This is a genomic window from Advenella sp., assembly GCF_052108595.1.
Lineage (GTDB): Bacteria > Pseudomonadota > Gammaproteobacteria > Burkholderiales > Burkholderiaceae_B > Advenella.
Genome location: NZ_JBQEAU010000020.1, coordinates 14,317 through 34,533 on the forward strand (window position 1 = coordinate 14,317; position 20,217 = coordinate 34,533).

A 20,217-nucleotide genomic window follows, 5' to 3' on the forward strand; every position below is an offset into this window, starting at 1 on the left:
CTCCGGCTGTCCCTTAACGCGCGCCCCAACTGATCGCGCCTCATTGATTTTCCGGCAGGCGGGCCGCAGGCGTCAGTGATCCGCTACCCTACTGCGTCGCCTTTTTCCTGACGGGGCTGCATTGCCGAGCCGTTGCTGTCGATCTCGTCACCCATGCGACCGGCGTCTGCGACAGATCGTGGTGGCTTGTGTATTGCAATGGCGATCATCACAAGTGCAATGCCAGCGAGATCCTGCGGCGTTGGTATCTGCGCAAGCATGATGGCAGCAATAAGGGTCGCGGTTGCCGGCAGGATGGCCAGATACAGGGCAAAGGTGGCACGAGGCAGACGCGACATCGCCATCTGATCGGCAACATATGGAACAACTGAAGAGCAGAATCCGACTGCAATGCCAGCCACCACGAGTTCGGGCACGCCAAACGCTGCCATGGCCTCAATAATGCCAATTGGCATCACAATGATAAATGCAATGGCCATGGCGGCGCCAAGATACTCAACACCACTGCTGGCGCCACCCTCTGCGGCCTTGTGGCCCAGGGTAATATAGATAACGAACAGTGTCGCATTCAATGCCGCCCAGCAAAGTCCGTGCAAATCGGTGGACCACTTTACGTCAATCAGTATGATGATGCCGAGAACAGCCAGAACCAGTGCCAAAAGATTGCGTCGCGATCGCAGGCCATAAAGTGCAACGACGATCGTGCCTGCAAATTCCATGGCAGCGACAAGACTCATCGGCAGGCGATCCAATGCCAGATAGAAGGAAGTGTTCATCACAGCCAGACAAATCCCCAGCCCGACCAGTAATAATCGCGTTCTCCCATCAGCCCGCTGCAATGTCTTCCACGGCCGTGTGATCGGTGCAAAAATCAGCGCCGCCGAAGCAATTCTGAACCAGGTAACACCCAGCACCCCGATGGACGGAAACAGAAGGACCGCAAATGAGGGCCCAAGATAATGAAAGATGGCACTGACACCGAACCAAACGGTCGGAGGCACAAAGCGGGCGACCTGAGTCAACGATAGATGTGATAAATGCAATAATTTCATTGTTGCTCCTTTGCCCTTATTATGCGAGACTGGAGCGACCAGATGAATACAGAACAAAAGCCATATCTGGGAAAATAGCTTTATAAAAAAGGTCGATTACATGAAACGCCTTAAATATCAAAATGGAAAGCTGGATCGCACGGATTTGATGTTGATCGAGGCGCTGGTAAAGGATGCAAGAACGACAACGGCCGAACTGGCCCGCCTTGTGGGGCTATCGCCGCCAAGCGTCTCGGAGCGAATAAAAAGGCTGGAAGATGCCGACTTGATCGAAGGCTACACCCTGAAAATAAATCCCAGGGCCCTGGGCCTGCCCATCGCAGCCTGGCTGCGTATTCGGCCCATCCCCGGCCAGTTGCAACGCGTTGCGCAGATTCTGAAAGACATCCCGGAAATTGCCGAATGTGATCGCGTCACGGGCGAAGATTGTTTTATTGCCCGTGCGCACGTCGAATCCATCGAAGGGCTGGAGCACCTGATTGACCAGCTCATCCCTTATTCAATGACCAATACGTCCATCATCCAGTCATCACCTGTCGAGCGTCGCTTGCCACGAAAAACGGGTGGCGCCATCTGACAGTCAGGTATTGGCCAATATGCGTCTGTGGTCGCGTATTGCATTTTCCCGTTGTCGCTTGCAGTGCAGCCAGACGGCAATGTGACTGAAATACTCCTGTCGCAATCAATTCACATGAAATACACACGAAGATGACTCCTGACATTTTTTTCTGGACATCATGACATCATGATGTCATGATGTCTTCTATGACACTGATCGATACCAACAGCACTCCGCTATACGCAAAAATTGAAGCTGCCCTGGCCACCGAGATCTCCAGCGGTCAGCTTGCCGCCGGAACGCAGTTACCGACGGAAGAGCAATTGATCGCACGCTTTCATATGAGCCGAACCACCATTCGCAAAGCCATCGACAATCTTGTGGCCCGTGGACTGGTGGAAATTCGCCGCGGTAAGGGAACCTTCGTGACGCACCCCAAGATCACGCAGGCGCTGACCGAACTGACCGGGTTTGCCGAAGACATGGTGGTATTGGGTCGTCATCCGACGTCGCGTCTGCTGGATAAACGCATCGTTACCGCTGACGAGCAAACAGCCCTGGCACTGCAGATTGCCCCAGGCACGCAGGTCTATCGGATTGAACGTGTTCGCCTAGCCGATGGTATTCCCATGTCGTTTGACGAAACCTATCTGCCTCTGGAGATCGGCGACAAGGTCGTCAGCAACAATCTGGACGTGAAACCCATATTCGATCTGCTCGAAAACAAATATGCCCTGCCGCTGGTAGAGGCCAGTTATCAGTTGGAGGCGGTGATCGCAGACAGGCATGTAGCACAGGCCCTCAATATTGCAATCGGCGCCCCGATTTTTCTAATCGAACGCACCTCCTATAGCACCGGAGAGCAACCCGTCGATTACGAAAAACTGTATTACCGAGGCGACTCCATCCGCTTTGCCACCCGGCTATCGCGACGTTCACACTGACTGGGTGCGCAAATATGGATATAGCGACCCTGTTCTGGTTATTTGCCGCCGCGTTCGGCGCCAGCATGCTGGGCGGCATGCTGGGAATGGCTAGCGGCATTTTTATTGTGCCCATACTCATTATCGCGTTCGGCGTAGACATTCATGTTGCAATCGCCGCCAGCATCGTGTCTGTCATTGCCTGCTCCTGCGGCAGCGCCGCGCCATTTCTTAAAGGACGCCTGACCAACATCAGGCTTGCCATTGTCCTGGAGACAGCGACCACGCTTGGTGCAATCACAGGCGTGCTGTTGATAGGCATCATTCCAACGCCGGCACTCTATGGGCTTTTCGCTGTCATTCTCGTTCTGTCAGCACAGCAGATGATGGCCCGGCGTCGCGACCCGGCACTGGCCATCACGCCCGACCCGCAAAGCTGGGCAAGTCGGCTGGGTTTGCATTCTACCTTTCCTGATCGCCAACTGGGCAAGGACGTCGCCTATCAGGTCGCCCGGGTCCCCTTGGGTCTTTCCCTGATGTATGGCGCCGGCGTTATCTCCGCCCTGCTGGGCATTGGTTCCGGCGTACTGAAAATACCGGCAATGGATACTGCCTTGCGACTCCCCATCAAGGTGTCATCGGCAACATCCAACTTTATGATTGGCGTAACCGCTGCAGCAAGTGGTGGTGCATATCTTGTTCGCGGCGACATCGATATGAACATCGCCGGTCCCGTTGCACTCGGTTCAGTCGTGGGGGCACTGGCCGGCGCTCGCCTGCTGATGGGACTGCCCGCTGACAAACTGCGCATTCTGTTCGCTGTCATTCTTATTGCACTTGCAATCCAAATGATGCTAAGTGCGCTGGGCATCCATCTTTGGGGAACAGGCTCATGAATCCATTGGACAGCAAGCCGGACCGCCACGACGGAATCATTGCGGGCCTGCTATGGTACGGCACCCTGATCGCTTCAGCAGTGATTATGATCGGCATTATCCTTGGCGCCCTGGGGCAGATGGACTACACCCCGAGTCTGGCCCAAACCGGCTATGCGCTGATCAAACTCGGTGTGGTGATTTTCGTGTTGCTGCCAATTATCCGCGTCGCACTCATGCTGGCGATGTTCGCACACGCACGCGACTACCTCTATACCGCGATTGCAGCGCTGGTCCTGGCGATTATTGCCGTCGGCGTTCTATTGGGCCTTTAATACGGCACAACAAAAAAACGACACCATATAGCGTCGTTTTTTATTAGCATTCAAAACGCCTAGATTTTGCAGGCGTCTCCGCAGTCGTCGTCTGCTTCAGGCAAGTTTTCATCCATCTTTTTGATCAACTCGGCATTTTTCTTTTCAATCGCATCAAAATCGATATTATCCAGCGCGGTGTCAAATTCAGTATCATTGCTCATATGCCATTCTCCGGGTGATTAGCGATGTACTATTTTAAGGCATGGCGCTTGTCTTGTCCGTAACGATGCTGCAATCGGGCCAAACACACTGGAACGCGCGACAAACGCAGTTGTAATAATGCCAATTCGCCTTATATCGCATAAAAGCGTACCAAATCAGCAAGCAACAACATCAGGTGGAATTATAAGTATTCAAAGGACATATAAGAGCGGGAATTTTGCTTCGTAAATTTAATACCTTGCACCGTTACGCTTCTAACTTGATGTTGAAGCAAATTTTAAATGATTGAATGTGTTGCATATATTTCACAAACAGGGCTAGTTTATTCTTGGGCAAGGAAAACCCCAACAAATTGCCAATGTCGGTAATTATTTTTCTCAAGTGATTGGCCTTCAAGTAGAGGTCAACAGATTGATGCGAAAAACACCAGCACAGAAATTAGCACATAACCCATTGATAATTAATATTTATTTTTTATAAAGACAAATAGGATATGTCAGAATTTTTGTCGAAGAAATTGTAAATCCAGACTGTCCAAAGAAAAAACCCATAGTTTCTTACTATTTAAACGGGCCTCAATAGATGTCAGTCCAATTTCAGAGACTTTACTCCATTGTGTCCAAGCTTGTATATTGAATCGAATTTGAACGATTCATAACAAAAATACACATTAATCATGAGGAGACACAACAGATGAAAAAGACTTTGCTTGCTGCAGCTCTGGTTACCGGCTTCGCTGGTGTAGCTCATGCAGAAACTTCTGTGACGCTGTATGGTCTGGTTGACGCTGGTATTGGTTACCAACAAACCAAAGTCACCCAGGGTGATGCTTTCACAAAAACCCGCGATATCGGTCTGATCAATGGCGTTAAAAACGGCAACCGGTGGGGCTTGAAAGGTGCCGAAGATCTGGGTAACGGTACTAGCGCAATTTTCCAACTGGAAAGTGGCTTTGATCTGGGTAACGGTCGCTCTTTACAAGGTAACCGTCTGTTTGGTCGTCAAGCCTATGTGGGTTTGAAAGGAGACAGCTGGGGTGCCCTGACATTGGGACGTCAATATAACCTCGCTGCTGACATTGTGGCACCGATCGATCCGTTTGGTGTTGGTTTCATGCAAGCTGGCGTTCTTAGCGGTGCATTTGGCGCTTCCACTTTTGCCCGTATGGACAACTCTATCAAATACGTAACGCCTGATTTCAGCGGATTCAAGCTCGGTGTTGCCTATGCTGGAAAAAATAACAAGACCACAAGTAGCGACGGTTTCAATGATTTTGAAGAGCGCAATACCTCTAACTGGATATCAGTCGGTGCCGGCTACAACAGTGGTCCCATCACAGTCAGCGCTTCTTATGATCGCTTCCGTACAGACTTCCGTGATACCGATGGTGACATCAAAGGTACCACGCATATGTGGAATCTGTTTGGATCCTATGATTTCGATGTTGTGAAATTGCATCTGGGTTACGGCCAGGTCCGTGGCTCCATGTCAAATGATATTATTGTTGAAAATGGGGCAGGCAGCACAGGCCTAAATGCTGCGCTCAATGACTTCACAACAGTAACCAATCCCAACAGCTCTGCATTCGGTATGAATTACGCGGAGACTAACGGTTATCGTCAACAAGCCTGGATGGCTGGGCTGACAGCGCCTGTTGGCGACCAGGGTAAAGTTCTATTTTCATATCAAGGAAGCGCAACCAAGAATACTGGCGATGCTTTTGACGGTGTAAAGGGAAAACTGCATATTTTCAGTTTGGGATATGTACATAACCTTTCCAAACGAACGAGCTTATATGCCATTGCATCCTACGGCACCGGTAAACTTAAATTTGATAATGCAGAAAACGTAAAACTGAAATCAACTCTGGTTGGTGTCGGTATGCAACACCGTTTCTAATGGGATACATCGCTTGGCGATGAGACATTTTTGTGGCCTGACCGTAAAAATGGAAGATATGCCAGTAGAAAAGTCGGAGATTTGCAACCAACCGGAATGAGGTAGAATGACTTTTTATAACGTACTCATTTAGACGTACGGTTGGTTGCAGGCATTCCAAAGATCTCACCGGCTTGCAGCACCTCCGTAGTATGAATCCCCAGGGTGTAGGTAACTCCTGGGGATTTTTACTTCTCTGGTGTAGTTTTCAGATTACGAGGCACGTTTGAAGCGACAGTCAGCAGGACATTGCGCTAGAGCGGGATAAGAATGCAGCCTACAGGCATATAGTGGGTAGTTTTTTGTCGATTGTCTGGTCCTGCTCTCATTCCTATCCAAGACCCCTAATCCAGTTCCGCGATGAAACCAGGACCAGCTATGAAATACGTCCGCAACGTTGCTCTAAGTAGAATTCAAGACCCACCTCCTGCCTACTTGTTCAGCCAACCTTCTATTAGCGTGCTCGCGCAAACGCAATACCCTCCGTTGTAGCCGCTTCTTCATCTATCTATCTCGTGACCTATTGCTCTTCAATTTGCTGTTAGCGACAACGGATTCTCGTTTCTGCAGTTTTTCTGTCTTGCCGATGGACACAGATAATCGGCAGTAACGGCAGTGGCGACAAGCGTGGCCCAAGCGGGTTAGCACGAGCAACCGAAAATTGGTCATTTAGCGCCTATGAGGCGCAGCATCTCGTTTTTCGAAAGGTGCAGACGGGCCAGAATAAAAACTATACGCTGAGCAGTGAATGTTAACAAATGCTAATGTTGACGTTTCTCTACTATTTAACTCATTGGTTTAATTGCTCTTTTATAGACAAACACTTAGCATTGCCATGTATTCAAATAAGTAATAATTTTTCAGAAAGTAACTTGAAAATCTTTTCTGTATGTAGCCGCATTGACTATCAACAATGTGTCAGAAACTTTACTGGCTTGAATACCTATTCTTAATTCAATTACTTCAATGGAAAAGTAATATCATGGCAAATATCACACTTGGCGGTTTATTTCAGCCTACAGAGAAGACAGTAGATCAAAGCTCCTATCCTGGCGATGAAGCGGTACGGGTTCAGAGTAATTCGTTTAACACCGAGTTAACTATCAACAATTCGACAAACTCCGACGATATTCTGGATTTCGAGCAACATAGCCTTTCACCAATTGGCTCGACCTTTACTTTAAATGTAGGTCAAGATGCAAATGTCAGAATCAATCTGCTCGAAAATTTCAGTGCGCTGCAGACTACCAATTACAACTTGGGTGAAGGCGCCACACTGTATTATTCTCCACCGTTGATTCAAGGCGCTGCGCTTAATAATACTAACTTTGACTTAGGTGATTCTGGCACTTCCACATTGGTCTATGAGCCAAAAGGAATACAGATAGATCTTTCCTCTTCTCCTACTGTTTCAGGTCTTTCTGCGGGAGATCAAATCAAAGTTATTGGTGCAACTGATGGTCAAGTTGTAGGCAACAATATTGTTTTTAAAGATGCCAACGGCAATACCATCGCCTCGTATGACGCATCTGGTGAGGATCTGTCGAAAATCACCTTCGAAAATGGAGTCATGGTTTATGCGTGCTATCTCAAAGGTACACACATTGCTACGCCTGAAGGTGAAGTCAAAGTCGAAACGTTAAAAGCTGGCGATAAGGTTCTAACCGCTAACGGTAATGTAGGTACTGTCAAGTGGCTCGGCTTTCGTAAACTCAATCGTAACCGCTTACCTGATTCTCACGCTTTACGTGCTTCTCCAGTCCATATTATGAAAGGGGCATTTGCAGACAATGTTCCTCATCGCGACCTGACCGTATCTCCCGGCCATCGGTTCAACTTTGATGGCGCCCTGGTCCCAGCCTTATCGCTGGTCAATGGTAAAACCATAGTCCAAGATTTTGACATCAAGAAATTCGAATATTTCCATGTGGAATTGGAAGAATTCGATATGTTGTTGGCTGAAGGCGCTGCTGCAGAAAGCTACCTGGATGTTGGCGACTATCGCAATTCATTCGAAAACGCTGAGACAGTCGCTGCTCACCCCGATTTCGGGCCCGCTCCTGAACGTGTCGTTCTGCCTGGCTACGTTCAGAAAATCACGCCTGAAATTATTGAATTTGTTCGCCGTGAACTGTTCAAACGTGCTCAAGCTCTGACTGGTGCAACCCGTACATCTAAGGCCAACTTGCGAATTGAAGTAGATGGTGTCGCCATTGCTTCACTGACTCCATGCGCTAAACTCGGCGTGTATCGTTTCGAACTACCAGCAGGGCTGCAATCTGATATTCGTGTCCTGTCCAACTCGTCTGTCGTTCGGGATACTTCACTACGGAGCCGCCGTGATACGCGCGTAATCGGCGTAGGCCTAACCGATATTTCCCTTACTGTAGATGGTGTTCGTCACTCGATCGATATCAATGATGAGAGCTTGACCGGGTTGAACGCCGCTCAGGACGTCTACGGCACGAATATGCGCTGGACAACAGGGAAAGCGGTCATTCCTGCGAGCCTGGTCCCTACATCAAAAGACTCTTTAATATTGGAGCTGAACGTGTTGCGCACGCACATGTACTGGAACGAGACTAAGGAAACAAGAGTTCGTCTCCGCGCTGCATAAAAGCGATTGAAAAAAAGCTGACGGCCAAAACCGTCAGCTATAAAGGCAAAAATCACAATTGGCAGCTATCAAACAGCCAATTGCACGGCTATTACGCAAATGAAATTTCAATAATAGCCGTGCAAATGATACTAAGTTATCAAAATTTTTATGTCAAATGAAATAACAATTAAATTTTAATATTCTTATTTTTTATTGATTTTTCATTATTCCATGACTTTTTAATGGTAAGAGATATACATGTTTTTAGATCAACCTATGTGTACGACAACGTATCGTTCAGTCAAGAGCGTAGATCCGCAGAAAGTCAATGAAATTGAGCTTAAAAAATGGCTTGAAAAAAATATCACAGATAAAGCGTACCGTGAACGATATCTAGTTGCACATTTTCCTGCAAATAGCAGTTTTATTTAATGCCTTTGGTAGCATCGGGCACCGAAGAGCGAAATTTGCGATGTCAGTGAGTCAATCTATCAAGGTCGTGAGCTACTACGGGAAACTCATCGTAGTCCCGCAGTGGACTAAATATATTGCAATGAATAAAAATGGGCAAATATTCGCTTGGGAAATTAAGCCAGGTACAAATAGCTATCTTTGGTACATATATGAACAGTACCGGTTTCAGCTAGTGGCTCATGGAGATCCAAATTTCATTCAATGGGACAAGTCCCTTCGCCGATATTATGCAACAGGACACAAGAGTAGGCGCGACTGATTTAGCCGTGGCACGGGAATCATGAAGCAGACCGCAGCGACCGTTCGGGCGCTCGTACATATCATCACGCCGGGCAGATATATCGTTTTTGTTCACATTGCAGATCAATTTCTCCATCAGACCAGGATATCGGTCTTTTTAGTAACTTGATTCGCTTTGACTCATTGTCAGCCGACTTTTTGTTTACTGTGATCTTTTTCTCGTATTCGTCCAACAGTTCGCCGAGCGTTATGCGCTTGGCTGGCTTGATGTCGTTTTCTTCCTCCCGTTTTTTCAATCACTCCTTGTACTCTCTCTGGGTCGGGAAAGTCGCGGACAGGCGCTTGCCACGATCGAAGTATTGAATTTGCCAACCTTTCGCTGTTTTTTGCTTGCTGACCGTGTGGGTCGTCTTTCGGAAAATTCTGGGGAGTTTCTGGGGAGTTTCTGGGGAGTTCTATCTTCGATTTCTTTAAAAAAAGATAAAACAGCAAAAACCACAACCGAATAACCTGCTGATTTTTATAATAATTTATGTTTTTGCAAAATCAGATAAAGATTGCTGGCCTCGCCGACAGGAATCGAACCTGTAATTGGCCCTTAGGAGGGGTCGGTTATATCCATTTAACTACGGCGAGAACGGTTAAAATCACCCAGCATTATATGCCAAATCATCGTGATAATGGACCTGGCAATCGTTGCACGACCCAATAAAAACCAGCAGGGGTGACAAATGCGACAGCCAATCACGATGATGCCATCACAGGCAACACTCCGAATGATGGCACTATTCCCATGGATAAAGTAATCGAATAGATCGGCAGCGCGTGCTGCCGTTTCCGCAGCCAACTGCCCTTTTTCCGAAAGTGCAGCAGGCAATGTCGGCGCTCAGCCCATGCCTGACTAGTGTAAACCCTGCTTTTCAACTGGATAGCCTTTGTAGTATTAATTTGGCATTATGACCGGCCAAGGAACTGTCATGAAACACTATGCAATCCGCAAGCGCAGAGAGCCACAACATGAAGATTATTATCTGAATGCATTGGTTTGCAATGAATGCTCGGCGGACGTTGCGCAATCGTATCCGGGTGCGCGTGAAATTACCGAAATCCTGTGCGATCCGAGCTATGAAGACCGCTGCAAGATTTGCGGCAAGTCCTTCTGGGACGAGGTCAACGCGGACTCTGTCAACCGGCCCCATTGAGTACTTGCAGCGCGATGCTTCCGGGGCAACACGCGGGCTCAGGCCGCCAGTCAGCAGCCCTGTTGCGCAGCCTGCCCTGCTGTAAACCAGCCATGGACTGTTGTTCTCCGGGAACAGCTAGGTACACAAGCTTAGCAGGCACTGCTCAGGCTGCGCGCCCGTCGTTGGCCACGCTCACGGAGTTTGCCTGCAATAGCGTCACCAGCACCTGCGGATCAATCCCCAGCAGATAACCACGTCGCCCGCCATTGATATAAATCTGCTGCAAATCCAGCACGCTTTGCTCCACCCATACAGGCATTCGCTTGCGTGTTCCGAAAGGCGAGGTGCCGCCGATCTGGTATCCCGAATGTCTGGGCGCCACTGCTGCCTGGCACGGCTGCATTTTCTTGACGCTGGCCTGGCGCGCCAGGTTTTTCATCGACACTTCGCAATCGCCGTGCATCAGCATCACGTGCGGTTTGGCGTGTTCATCTTCCAGGATAAGCGTCTTGACCACGGCATGCGAATCAACGCCCAGTTGCCGCGCCGCCTCTGCGGTGCCGCCGTGCTCAATATAATCGTAAGTGTGTTCGGTATAGGCCACTTTATGTTTCTTCAACATTTGGGTGGCAGGCGTTTCCGATACGTGTTTGCTGGCAGCCATATCCGGTTCACTGATTTGTATTTTTGTTGATGGAACCGGATATTCTACTGCAACTGCCAGGCCTGCGGCTTATGCCCGCGGATGGTGTTGCGCATGCAACTGCTTGAGCCGCTCACGCGCCACGTGGGTATAGATTTGGGTGGTGGAAATATCGGCATGCCCAAGCAGCAATTGCACAACACGCAGATCTGCGCCGTGATTGAGCAAATGGGTGGCAAAAGCGTGCCGCAGGGTATGCGGCGACAGCGGCGTATGAATATCTGCCTGCAGCGCATATTTTTTAATCAATTGCCAGAATGCCTGCCGCGTCATACCGGTGGCGCGACGGGTCAGAAACAAATCATCGGACTGACGCCGACCCAGCAAGTCGGGGCGCGCCTCTTTCAGATAGCGCTCCAGCCAGTAGGCCGCCTGCGCGCCCACCGGGACCAGCCGGTCCTTGCCGCCCTTGCCCATGACCACCCGTACGACGTTCTCGTTCAGGCTCAAATGCAGCACCTTCAGGCTGACCAGCTCGGTAACCCGCAGGCCCGACGCGTACAGGGTCTCTAGCATGGCGCGGTCCCGCAATCCCAGCGCATCCCGGGTGTTGGGCGCCTCCAGCAACTGGTCCACCTGCTGCTCGCTCATGGTTTTGGGAAACCGTGTCGGCTGGCGGGCCGAATGCAGGGTAAGGCACGGATCTTCACTGATCTGATGGGTACGGATGGCCCAGGCAAAATATCGTTTGAGCGTAGCCAGTCGGCGATTGGCCGTGGTGGCTTTGCTGTGGGCATGCCTGGCGGCAAACCAGGCTTCAATGTCATCCTTGGTGGTCTCCAGCAGCGTTTTGGACGGCTTTCGCTTTGCCAGGAAATCGGCCAGCCCCTTGAGATCCTGTCTATAGGCCATGAGCGTATTCTGCGACAATCCGTCTTCCAGCCACAAGGCGTCAATAAATGGATCAATGGCATGCTGGTGGGCTGGCGCCACTTGCTGATCTGGCATGGTTATTTATTCACAACAAAAAATGATAATGGCAAACCGCCGCTGCTTTCTGAACTATGATCTGATTCTAGCCTAATTTCTGCCTATCCAAATACGATTTTCCTATGCATATTGCCCTGCTCGTTATCCCAGACTGTCTCATTGTCGCGCTGGGCTGGGTCCTGCTTCACAAACTGAAGTTCTCCCGCGAATTTTTCACCAATACCGAAAAACTCGTTTACTACATCCTGTTTCCGGCCCTGCTTGTTCAGTCTATCGCCTTCACGCCTATTTCCGCCAGCTCCGCAGGCCGTCTGCTTGCCGTGTCGATTCTGCTGTGCCTTGCCGGCTACCTGGCTGCGTGGCTGGCCCGCCCCCTCCTGAAGCCACGTCCGATAGCGCTGGCTTCGCTGGCCCAATGCGCCTATCGTTTCAACACCTATATTGGATTTTCACTGGCGGCCGCTCTGGCTGGCAGCCAAGGACAGGCCATTATGGCGGTGCTGGTGGGATTTTCGGTACCGATTGCCAATGTACTGGCTGTAAAGTCGCTCGCCCGCTTTCAAGGGTCCAATGTGTGGCTGGAAATTCTGAAAAACCCATTGGTTCTGGCTACGCTGGCTGGTCTATTGCTCAATTTTTCAGGTATCGGATTGGAAAACACCGTAAACATGACCTTATCCAAACTGGGCAATAGCGCCATTCCGCTGGGGCTGCTGTGCGTGGGCGCCAGTCTGTCTCTGGCTGGCGGCAACCAGGACCGCGCCGTCATTTCCTGGGTTCTGGGTATCCGGCTGCTGGCCATGCCGGTATTTGCGCTGATACTGGCGTTCATGCTGGCCCTGTCCCCGCTGGAAACCAATATACTCGTTCTGTTTGCCGCATTGCCGCCGGCCTCGGCCGCCTATATTCTGGCCGCCCGCATGGGCGGCGACGGGCGCTGTGTCGCGACCGCCATTTCCATCGGGACTGTGTTTTCAGTCATTACGATTCCCTTCTGGCTGTTCGTCGGGCAAAAATTGGTAAATTAGCCACGGATTGCCAATTAATTTCCATTAAATTTTAGGTAGTTCCAATGGATTTCTTATAATTTACATTATGTTTCTTTTCCCGAAACGGCCCAATTTCCATGTCCAACTTGCAAACATCCCCTCTTGAGCCCCTGGCAAGCACCTCTCTATATCTGCCCGATGAAGCGGCTACCGAGCACCTCGCAAAGGCCCTTTCAGAGATTCTTTCTCATTACTTTTCAAATAGTTACGATAAAAAACCGGGCACAGAAAAAAACGCAAAAGTGTATCTGAAAGGCGACCTGGGCGCTGGCAAAACGACCTTTGTTCGTCATTTTCTGAGGGCCATGGGTATCAAGGGACGAATTAAGAGTCCCACCTATACTTTGCTTGAAACCTATAAAGTTTCTAGTTTATACTTGTATCACTTTGATTTTTATAGATTTACCGATACCGAAGAATGGCATGAAGCCGGTTTTCGTGAGAATCTAGGTGAAGACGCAATTGTATTTATAGAGTGGGCAGATAAAGCAGGACCCGGGTTGCCAACACCCGATCTTGAGCTGCACCTGATATACGAATCGGCTGGAAGAACGGCACAATTTAACGCTTTTTCGGAAAAGGGCAAGACATGGATAACAAAGCTCATTCACAGGAAAATGCCAACAGGCGACCAATAACCCGTCGGCGCATTCTGGGCGCGTCCGCCACACTGCTGTCCCTTCCCGTCATCTCCAAAGTTGCATCTGCTGCCGGCGGACAGATTCTGGCCGTACGTACCTGGCCTGCCGACGAATATACCCGGGTTACGCTGGAACTGAACGCACCACTGCAGGCCGAGCATTTCATGCTGGGCAATCCCAATCGACTGGTGGTGGACATTCAGGGTCTGACCATCAGCCAGGCGCTCAATTCGCTGATTTCCAAAATTCGCCCCAATGACCCCTATATTGCCACTGTGCGTGTGGCACAGAACCGCGCGGATGTGGTGCGCCTGGTCTTCGACCTGAAACAGGACATTGCCCCGCAGGTGTTCACGCTGAAACCGGTAGGCGACTACCAGTACCGGCTTGTACTGGATCTGTATCCCAAAATCGCCAAGGATCCGATCCTGGCACTGGCCAGAGATCTGGAAAATGATCCATTGGCACAGGTATTGGACAATCTGGCCCAGAATAGCAGTAACGCGCCGGTACCTTCGGTCAGCGGCCAGGTCAACCCTGCCACGGCCGGCCGCCAACCATCCCGCGCCAATCCGAATCGTCCGATACTGGTGGCCATTGACCCCGGCCACGGCGGCGAAGATCCTGGCGCTGTCGGCATGCGTGGCACACGCGAAAAAGATATTGTCCTGGCCATCGGACGCCAGTTGCGCGATGTCATCAATTCACAGCCCAATATGCGGGCTTACATGACGCGCGAGTCTGACTTTTTCGTGCCGCTGCATGTTCGGGTGCAAAAAGCGCGTCGGGTCAAGGCAGATCTGTTCGTGTCGATTCATGCCGATGCGTTCACCAATCGCTCTGCGCGCGGTACCTCGGTATTTGCCCTGTCCCGCAACGGCGCATCGAGTGCTGCCGCCCGCTGGCTGGCCAAAAAAGAAAATGCATCCGATCTGATCGGCGGCCTGGATATTGGCGCACATGACCGCCAGACAGCCAGTGTGCTGCTGGACATGTCCACCACCGCGCAAATCAATGATTCCCTGAAAATCGGCCACCGCGTGCTGGGTTCGCTGGCGCGAATCAACGGCATTCACAGTCGCAAGGTGGAACAGGCGGGGTTTGCCGTGCTCAAGGCGCCGGATATCCCTTCCATTCTGGTGGAGACGGCTTTTATCAGCAACCCGCAAGAGGAAAATTTCCTGCGTAGTCCGGCCAACCAGCGCCAGATCGCCAAGGCCATTTTCTCCGGCGTTAATGATTATTTCTCCACCAACCCGCCACTGGCCAGGGTTGGCTGATGCCGCCAAACGGGTTCCTCAGGGAAACCGGCACCCCTTTGCCTACATAACGCCTTCGTCTTCGGAGGCGTTATTGCTTGCGGCATCGCCAGACAACTGATCCGCCATGCCCCGACTTGCGTGTACGGCAATCGTCAAACACGCTAAAATGAAAAATTGCCCGTCACTCTTTACGCTGCCTCCATGTCCGACCGCCGCCATATCGCTCCCCTGCCCGACACGCTGATTAGCCAGATCGCGGCCGGAGAGGTCATTGAACGTCCGGCCTCTGTTCTCAAGGAACTGCTGGAGAACGCACTGGACGCAGGCGCCCGCAGTATTGAAATCAGGCTCGACGGCGGCGGCATTCGCCGCATTTGCATTACCGATGACGGCCATGGCATTCCCCAGGAAGAACTGGCGCTCGCAGTAACCCGTCATGCGACCAGTAAGATCAACAGCCTGGGAGACCTGGAGTCGGTCAGCTCCATGGGGTTTCGTGGTGAAGCCCTGGCCTCCATTGCCTCGGTGGCTCGCCTGACCCTCACATCCCGCACCGAAAACGACGATCATGCCTGGCAGATTGATGGGACTGCGCTGCAGATCAGCCCGGCGGCTGGCAGCACAGGAACAACCATTGATGTGCGCCAGCTTTTTGACGCCGTTCCGGCCCGTCGCAAGTTTCTGAAATCCGAACCCACCGAACTGGGCCACTGCCTGACTGTCGCCGAGCGCATTGCCTTGGCCAACCCGGCCATCGCCTTTCGCCTGTTTCATAATGGCAAAGCCTACAAACAGTGGATGCCGGTCGATTTATTGCAACGCATCCGGGATGTGCTGGGCAATGAATTTACTCAAGCCGGGCTGCCCGTAGACGCCCAATTGCCCACTGCCGGGTTGCGCGGCTTGATCACGCTGCCCAACGCTGCGCGTGCCCGCGCCGACCGTCAGTATCTGTATGTGAATGGTCGCTTTGTACGCGATCGCACCGTCACGCACGCCGTACGCACCGCCTATGCCGATGTCCTGCATGGCGACCGGCAGCCTGCCTATGTGCTGTTCCTGGATATTGATCCCACTGCGGTCGACGTGAACGTACACCCAGCCAAGCATGAGGTGCGCTTTCGGGACAGCGGCGCCATTCATCGCTTTGTGGGACAGGTGCTCACCCAGGCCCTGGCAGGTGTCGGCGGCGAAGCGACCGCAGCCAATGCCCTGCCTGCCAGAATGCCAGCCGGCCTGGAACCGGCCGAACAGGCTACCTATATACAGGATTCAGATAATGGTCGCGCCAGCGACGGTGCAGATGGCAGGCAGACAGTCCGTATCACCCCCGGCTATCAATCCTCCCTGCATTTGCACAGCGCCTCACCCCAATCAACGCAGCACTGGAAACAGTTCTACTCGCCACTGGAATCCGCGTCGCAACACCTGAACGAACCACAACACAATCTTGCCACGCCCGGGGCAGCAACCGTCTTTAATCCCGCAGCCAATGGAGTCGCCAGCGCCGGCATTGGCCTGCCTGACACCGGCGATGAGGCGGACCCCTATCCGCTGGGCATGGCGCTGGGACAACTTCATGGCATATATATTCTGGCCCAGAATGCCCGGGGACTGATCCTGGTCGATATGCATGCCGCACATGAGCGTGTGGTCTATGAACGCCTGAAGACGCTGCTCGACCAGCAGGCATTGCCTCAGCAGGAACTGCTGGTTCCATATGTGATTCATTGTTCCGAGCGCGATATCGCCGTGATGGAAAGCCATAAGGAACAGCTGGTCACGCTCGGCCTGACCATCAGCGCCACCGGCCCGCAGTCGCTGGCCGTGCGGTCGGTGCCCAGCCTGCTGGCTGGCGGTGACATTGAATCGCTGGTTCTCAATGTCCTGAAAGAACTGGAGATGGTGGGCCACTCCGAACAGCTTACCGGTCAGCGCAATGAACTGCTCTCGACCATGGCTTGCCACGGTTCGGTGCGTGCCAATCGCCGCCTGACTGTTGAAGAAATGAATGCCCTGCTGCGCCAGATGGAGCATACGGAACGGGCCAACCAATGCAATCACGGCCGCCCGACCTGGTTTCAATGGAGCATGAACGACCTGGATCGTCTGTTCATGCGCGGCCAGTGACGCAGCCGGTATTCTGCCTGGCCGGCCCTACCGCATCAGGCAAGAGCGCCAGCGTGCTGGCGCTGGCCCGGCGCTGGCCGATCGAAATCATTAATGTCGATTCAGCCACCATCTATATCGGCATGGATATTGGCACTGCCAAGCCCACGCCGCAGGAACAGGCAACAACACCCCAGCACCTGCTGGATATCCGGGATCCGACCGAATCGTATAGTGCCGCGCAATTTGTACAGGATACCCAACTGCTGATCGATCAGATACGCGCACGCGGTTGCATACCCGTGCTGGCTGGCGGCACCATGATGTACTTCAATGCGCTGCGCCAGGGCTTGCATGCACTGCCGCAGGCCGATCCGAACATCCGCGCCGATATTGAGCAAATGGCAAAGCAGCATGGCTGGCCGCACGTGCATGCGCTTTTGCAGCGCCATGATCCGGTCACGGCGGCCCGGCTTGCCCCCAATGACCGACAGCGAATCCAGCGCATGCTTGAAGTCTGCCTGATTACCGGCCAACCGTATTCTTCGCTGATAGCGGCTGAAGGCGAACGCGCTGGTACTGATACGTTTCATATGGTGAGCCTGGAGCCTTCGGAGCGCCTGCAGTTGCACGATCGCATTGCCCTGCGTTTTGACCAGATGCTTGATCAGGGGCTGGTGGGAGAAGTGGAGCAGCTGTGGCGCCGGGGGGATCTGCATGAGAATTTACCCGCGATACGCTGCGTCGGTTATCGCCAGATCTGGCAACATCTTGCCGGCCACGACAGCCTGAAGCACGCGCGGGAAAAAGCCATTGCCGCCACCAGGCAACTTGCCAAGCGGCAGCTCACATGGTTGCGCAGCATGCCCGACCGTCAGGTCATCGATTGCCTGCAGGCAGACGTTGCGAGCCGCGTTATCGAGGCCGCCGCCACTGTCATGCCACGGTAAAAGCCCAACCGCCAAGCAAGATACCCACCGGGCCCGCCGGCCCGCAGCACATCAGACCACCACAGCCTGGGGCATGCCGTCTTCCTGGCGCACGATCTGTCCGAGATCGAAGACGGTTTCGCCCTGTTCCTGCAGGGTCGCGGCAATAGCCGCAGCCTGATCGGCGGCAACCACGATAACCATGCCGATACCGCAATTGAATACGCGATGCATTTCGGTGTCGGCAACCTGTCCTTCCTGCTGCAGCCACTGGAACAGGGGCGGTAACGTCCAGGCGGACTTGTCAATACGCGCGCTCAGGCCTTCCTGCAAGATACGCGGAACGTTGTCAAGCAGCCCCCCACCGGTAATATGCGCCAAGCCCTTGATCGCGGTGCCATGCTGGGCCAGCGCTGCCAGCACCTGTTTTACATAGATGCGGGTGGGCGCCATGACCACGTCAATCAGTGGCTGGCCGTGGAAATCATCGTCCGGACGGGCGCCGGCGCGCTCCAGAATCTTGCGAATGAGCGAAAAACCATTGGAATGCGCGCCGCTTGAGGCCAGGCCAAGAATACGATCGCCTTCACCAATACTTTTACCATTGATAATGGCCGATTTATCGACTGCGCCAACCGCAAAACCGGCCAGATCATATTCGCCGTCGGGGTACATGCCAGGCATTTCAGCCGTTTCACCGCCGATCAGGGCGCAACCGGACAACTCGCAGCCTTTGGCAATACCACCCACCACCTGGGCTGCGGTGTCGACCGACAATTTGCCACAAGCGAAATAATCCAGGAAAAACAGCGGTTCCGCGCCCTGCACCAGGATATCGTTAACGCTCATGGCCACCAGGTCTATGCCCACGGTACTATGGCGGTTCCACTCAAAGGCCAGGCGCAGTTTGGTGCCAACACCGTCGGTTCCGGAAACCAGCACCGGCTCGCGAAATTTCTTCGGTACTTCAAACAAAGCCCCAAAACCGCCGATACCTGCCATGACGCCCTCGCGCATGGTTTTGGCCGCCAGCGGCTTGATCCGGTCAACCAGCGCATCCCCGGCGTCGATGTCTACCCCCGCATCTCGATACGTTAAGGAAGATTTGTTTGAATTTGTCATGAGCAAGCTGCCTAAATATGTAAAATGTCAATTAATCGAACAGGAAGGCCTTATTTTACGATGAACGAATATATTTTGCGCCGGAAACAGACCCTTCTCTGGTCAGGAGTCGGCCTGGTACTACTCGTTCTCCTGTATGTTCTGTCCCCGGTATTGACTCCATTCATGCTTGGCATGGCGCTGGCCTATATTCTGGTGCCCGGCGTGAACATGCTTGTCGCCCTCAAATTTCCTCGCTGGCTGGCCGTCGGCATCATGTTTTTTCTATTGTTTGCCATCATCCTGGGGGTACTGCTGATTGTCATCCCCCTTGTGCGCAAGGAAGTCGGGCTGGCTATTGAACAGTTGCCCGGCTGGGTTGCGCAATACAATATCAACCTGGCCCCCCGCCTGAACCATCTGTTTGGCGTATCGGCCGAAATTGACATCCTCAAGATCCGGGCGGTGCTGCAGGATGCCATTACCGGCACCGACAGTCTGACAACAACCATCATCACCTATGCCAAGTCCAGCGGATCGGCCGTCATTTTCTTTTTCGTGAACGTGCTGATCACGCCCGTGGTACTGGTTTATCTGCTGTTTGACTGGGACAAGTTCATCCAGTCGATCCGCGAAGTCATACCGCGACGCTATCTGGATGGTACCCTTAGCGTATTTCATGATATTGATCGCCTGTTGTCCAGCTTTTTGCGCGGCCAGATCCTGGTCATGCTGATCCTGGCCGTCTATTATAGTGTCGGCCTGTCGCTGGCCGGGTTCGAAAGTGCGATTCCGATCGGGGTATTGACCGGCATGCTGGTGTTCATCCCCTATCTTGGGGTGACTTTCGGCCTGTTGCTGGCCATTTTGTCGGCGCTGTTGCAGTTTGACAATTATTATGGCCTGATTTCCGTGGCCATCGTCTATGGGCTGGGGCAAATCCTGGAAGGCACGGTACTGACGCCCAAAATCATGGGCGAACGTATCGGCTTGCACCCGCTGGTCATTATTTTTGCACTGTTTGTCTTCGGACAGATTTTCGGTTTCTTCGGGGTGCTGATGGCCCTACCCATCAGTGCTGCCCTGTCGGTGCTGATCCGCCGTGTATAC

Annotated in this window: 19 protein-coding genes and 1 tRNA gene; 13 read left to right on the plus strand and 7 right to left on the minus strand. The window is 52.4% G+C overall.

Annotated features, from left to right (window positions below; translation table 11 throughout):
* Positions 1-83 precede the first annotated feature (83 nt).
* Complete coding sequence (locus ACTIKR_RS05480; RefSeq protein WP_442327302.1) at positions 84-1,052, minus strand: EamA family transporter; 969 nt, start codon at positions 1,050-1,052, stop codon at positions 84-86.
* 100 nt (positions 1,053-1,152) lie between these two features.
* Between ACTIKR_RS05480 and ACTIKR_RS05485 the strand changes: the two genes are divergently transcribed.
* From ACTIKR_RS05485 to ACTIKR_RS05500, 4 genes are all read left to right on the plus strand, one after another.
* Positions 1,153-1,629: an Lrp/AsnC family transcriptional regulator gene (locus ACTIKR_RS05485; protein ID WP_193088749.1), complete on the plus strand. Its 477-nt coding sequence runs from the start codon at positions 1,153-1,155 to the stop codon at positions 1,627-1,629.
* 179 nt (positions 1,630-1,808) lie between these two features.
* On the plus strand, positions 1,809-2,555 hold the full coding sequence (locus ACTIKR_RS05490; RefSeq protein ID WP_193088877.1) for a GntR family transcriptional regulator: 747 nt from the start codon (positions 1,809-1,811) through the stop codon (positions 2,553-2,555).
* 14 nt (positions 2,556-2,569) lie between these two features.
* Positions 2,570-3,430, plus strand: coding sequence for a sulfite exporter TauE/SafE family protein (locus ACTIKR_RS05495; protein WP_193088748.1), 861 nt, complete (start codon positions 2,570-2,572; stop codon positions 3,428-3,430).
* Complete coding sequence (locus ACTIKR_RS05500; protein WP_193088747.1) at positions 3,427-3,744, plus strand: DUF1634 domain-containing protein; 318 nt, start codon at positions 3,427-3,429, stop codon at positions 3,742-3,744. Before ACTIKR_RS05495 ends, ACTIKR_RS05500 begins: the two co-directional genes overlap by 4 nt.
* Before the next feature lie 59 nt (positions 3,745-3,803).
* Here the strand turns inward: ACTIKR_RS05500 and ACTIKR_RS05505 are convergent, their stop codons facing one another.
* On the minus strand, positions 3,804-3,947 hold the full coding sequence (locus tag ACTIKR_RS05505; protein ID WP_193088746.1) for a hypothetical protein: 144 nt from the start codon (positions 3,945-3,947) through the stop codon (positions 3,804-3,806).
* 694 nt (positions 3,948-4,641) lie between these two features.
* Between ACTIKR_RS05505 and ACTIKR_RS05510 the strand changes: the two genes are divergently transcribed.
* Positions 4,642-5,847: a porin gene (locus tag ACTIKR_RS05510; RefSeq protein ID WP_193088745.1), complete on the plus strand. Its 1,206-nt coding sequence runs from the start codon at positions 4,642-4,644 to the stop codon at positions 5,845-5,847.
* Between the two features lie 1,021 nt (positions 5,848-6,868).
* Complete coding sequence (locus ACTIKR_RS05515) at positions 6,869-8,503, plus strand: Hint domain-containing protein (RefSeq protein WP_442327303.1); 1,635 nt, start codon at positions 6,869-6,871, stop codon at positions 8,501-8,503.
* A gap of 779 nt (positions 8,504-9,282) precedes the next feature.
* Here the strand turns inward: ACTIKR_RS05515 and ACTIKR_RS05520 are convergent.
* Both ACTIKR_RS05520 and ACTIKR_RS05525 read right to left on the minus strand, forming a co-directional pair.
* Positions 9,283-9,495: a hypothetical protein gene (locus ACTIKR_RS05520; protein WP_442327304.1), complete on the minus strand. Its 213-nt coding sequence runs from the start codon at positions 9,493-9,495 to the stop codon at positions 9,283-9,285.
* Between the two features lie 265 nt (positions 9,496-9,760).
* Positions 9,761-9,835, minus strand: a tRNA-Arg gene (locus ACTIKR_RS05525).
* Positions 9,836-10,176: 341 nt separating this feature from the next.
* On the opposite strand from ACTIKR_RS05525, the gene ACTIKR_RS05530 reads away from it, so the two are divergent.
* A complete protein-coding gene (locus tag ACTIKR_RS05530) occupies positions 10,177-10,401 on the plus strand; it encodes a hypothetical protein (RefSeq protein WP_193088742.1) in 225 nt (74 codons plus the stop codon).
* Positions 10,402-10,546: 145 nt separating this feature from the next.
* Here ACTIKR_RS05530 and ybaK read toward each other — a convergent pair whose 3' ends face one another.
* On the minus strand, positions 10,547-11,047 hold the full coding sequence (gene ybaK, locus ACTIKR_RS05535; RefSeq protein ID WP_193088741.1) for a Cys-tRNA(Pro) deacylase: 501 nt from the start codon (positions 11,045-11,047) through the stop codon (positions 10,547-10,549).
* A gap of 69 nt (positions 11,048-11,116) precedes the next feature.
* The gene (gene xerD, locus ACTIKR_RS05540) at positions 11,117-12,034 is read right to left on the minus strand and encodes a site-specific tyrosine recombinase XerD (protein ID WP_442327305.1); all 918 of its coding nucleotides are present in this window, start codon (positions 12,032-12,034) and stop codon (positions 11,117-11,119) included.
* Positions 12,035-12,138: 104 nt separating this feature from the next.
* Here xerD and ACTIKR_RS05545 point away from each other — a divergent pair, with 104 nt between their 5' ends.
* The 5 genes from ACTIKR_RS05545 (at position 12,139) to miaA (ending at position 18,027) form a co-directional block, all read left to right on the plus strand.
* A complete protein-coding gene (locus ACTIKR_RS05545) occupies positions 12,139-13,044 on the plus strand; it encodes an AEC family transporter (protein WP_193088739.1) in 906 nt (301 codons plus the stop codon).
* Between the two features lie 98 nt (positions 13,045-13,142).
* Positions 13,143-13,703: a tRNA (adenosine(37)-N6)-threonylcarbamoyltransferase complex ATPase subunit type 1 TsaE gene (gene tsaE / locus ACTIKR_RS05550; RefSeq protein WP_193088738.1), complete on the plus strand. Its 561-nt coding sequence runs from the start codon at positions 13,143-13,145 to the stop codon at positions 13,701-13,703.
* The gene (locus ACTIKR_RS05555; RefSeq protein ID WP_193088737.1) at positions 13,655-14,986 is read left to right on the plus strand and encodes an N-acetylmuramoyl-L-alanine amidase; all 1,332 of its coding nucleotides are present in this window, start codon (positions 13,655-13,657) and stop codon (positions 14,984-14,986) included. The genes tsaE and ACTIKR_RS05555 overlap by 49 nt, the downstream gene beginning before the upstream one ends.
* Positions 14,987-15,169: 183 nt before the next feature.
* A complete protein-coding gene (gene mutL / locus ACTIKR_RS05560) occupies positions 15,170-17,098 on the plus strand; it encodes a DNA mismatch repair endonuclease MutL (RefSeq protein ID WP_442327306.1) in 1,929 nt (642 codons plus the stop codon).
* Complete coding sequence (miaA, locus tag ACTIKR_RS05565; RefSeq protein ID WP_193088735.1) at positions 17,053-18,027, plus strand: tRNA (adenosine(37)-N6)-dimethylallyltransferase MiaA; 975 nt, start codon at positions 17,053-17,055, stop codon at positions 18,025-18,027. Before mutL ends, miaA begins: the two co-directional genes overlap by 46 nt.
* A gap of 51 nt (positions 18,028-18,078) precedes the next feature.
* Here miaA and purM read toward each other — a convergent pair whose 3' ends face one another.
* Positions 18,079-19,128 carry a phosphoribosylformylglycinamidine cyclo-ligase gene (gene purM, locus ACTIKR_RS05570; protein ID WP_193088734.1) on the minus strand — a complete coding sequence of 350 codons (1,050 nt, stop codon included), beginning with the start codon at positions 19,126-19,128 and terminating at the stop codon, positions 18,079-18,081.
* 60 nt (positions 19,129-19,188) lie between these two features.
* On the opposite strand from purM, the gene ACTIKR_RS05575 reads away from it, so the two are divergent.
* A partial coding sequence (locus ACTIKR_RS05575) for an AI-2E family transporter (RefSeq protein WP_442327307.1) occupies positions 19,189-20,217 on the plus strand: 1,029 nt, incomplete at its 3' end.

What these genes read in the sequence shown, in the direction of transcription:
- purM (WP_193088734.1), bottom strand. Translation starts at nt 19,128, where the DNA reads ATGACAAATTCAAACAAATCTTCCTTAACGTATCGAGATGCGGGGGTA.
- ybaK (WP_193088741.1), bottom strand. Translation starts at nt 11,047, where the DNA reads ATGGCTGCCAGCAAACACGTATCGGAAACGCCTGCCACCCAAATGTTG.
- ACTIKR_RS05490 (WP_193088877.1), top strand. Translation starts at nt 1,809, where the DNA reads ATGTCTTCTATGACACTGATCGATACCAACAGCACTCCGCTATACGCA.
- ACTIKR_RS05545 (WP_193088739.1), top strand. Translation starts at nt 12,139, where the DNA reads ATGCATATTGCCCTGCTCGTTATCCCAGACTGTCTCATTGTCGCGCTG.
- mutL (WP_442327306.1), top strand. Translation starts at nt 15,170, where the DNA reads ATGTCCGACCGCCGCCATATCGCTCCCCTGCCCGACACGCTGATTAGC.
- ACTIKR_RS05480 (WP_442327302.1), bottom strand. Translation starts at nt 1,052, where the DNA reads ATGAAATTATTGCATTTATCACATCTATCGTTGACTCAGGTCGCCCGC.
- ACTIKR_RS05505 (WP_193088746.1), bottom strand. Translation starts at nt 3,947, where the DNA reads ATGAGCAATGATACTGAATTTGACACCGCGCTGGATAATATCGATTTT.
- ACTIKR_RS05515 (WP_442327303.1), top strand. Translation starts at nt 6,869, where the DNA reads ATGGCAAATATCACACTTGGCGGTTTATTTCAGCCTACAGAGAAGACA.
- tsaE (WP_193088738.1), top strand. Translation starts at nt 13,143, where the DNA reads ATGTCCAACTTGCAAACATCCCCTCTTGAGCCCCTGGCAAGCACCTCT.
- ACTIKR_RS05485 (WP_193088749.1), top strand. Translation starts at nt 1,153, where the DNA reads ATGAAACGCCTTAAATATCAAAATGGAAAGCTGGATCGCACGGATTTG.
- ACTIKR_RS05530 (WP_193088742.1), top strand. Translation starts at nt 10,177, where the DNA reads ATGAAACACTATGCAATCCGCAAGCGCAGAGAGCCACAACATGAAGAT.
- ACTIKR_RS05510 (WP_193088745.1), top strand. Translation starts at nt 4,642, where the DNA reads ATGAAAAAGACTTTGCTTGCTGCAGCTCTGGTTACCGGCTTCGCTGGT.
- ACTIKR_RS05495 (WP_193088748.1), top strand. Translation starts at nt 2,570, where the DNA reads ATGGATATAGCGACCCTGTTCTGGTTATTTGCCGCCGCGTTCGGCGCC.
- miaA (WP_193088735.1), top strand. Translation starts at nt 17,053, where the DNA reads ATGGAGCATGAACGACCTGGATCGTCTGTTCATGCGCGGCCAGTGACG.
- ACTIKR_RS05500 (WP_193088747.1), top strand. Translation starts at nt 3,427, where the DNA reads ATGAATCCATTGGACAGCAAGCCGGACCGCCACGACGGAATCATTGCG.
- xerD (WP_442327305.1), bottom strand. Translation starts at nt 12,034, where the DNA reads ATGCCAGATCAGCAAGTGGCGCCAGCCCACCAGCATGCCATTGATCCA.
- ACTIKR_RS05555 (WP_193088737.1), top strand. Translation starts at nt 13,655, where the DNA reads ATGGATAACAAAGCTCATTCACAGGAAAATGCCAACAGGCGACCAATA.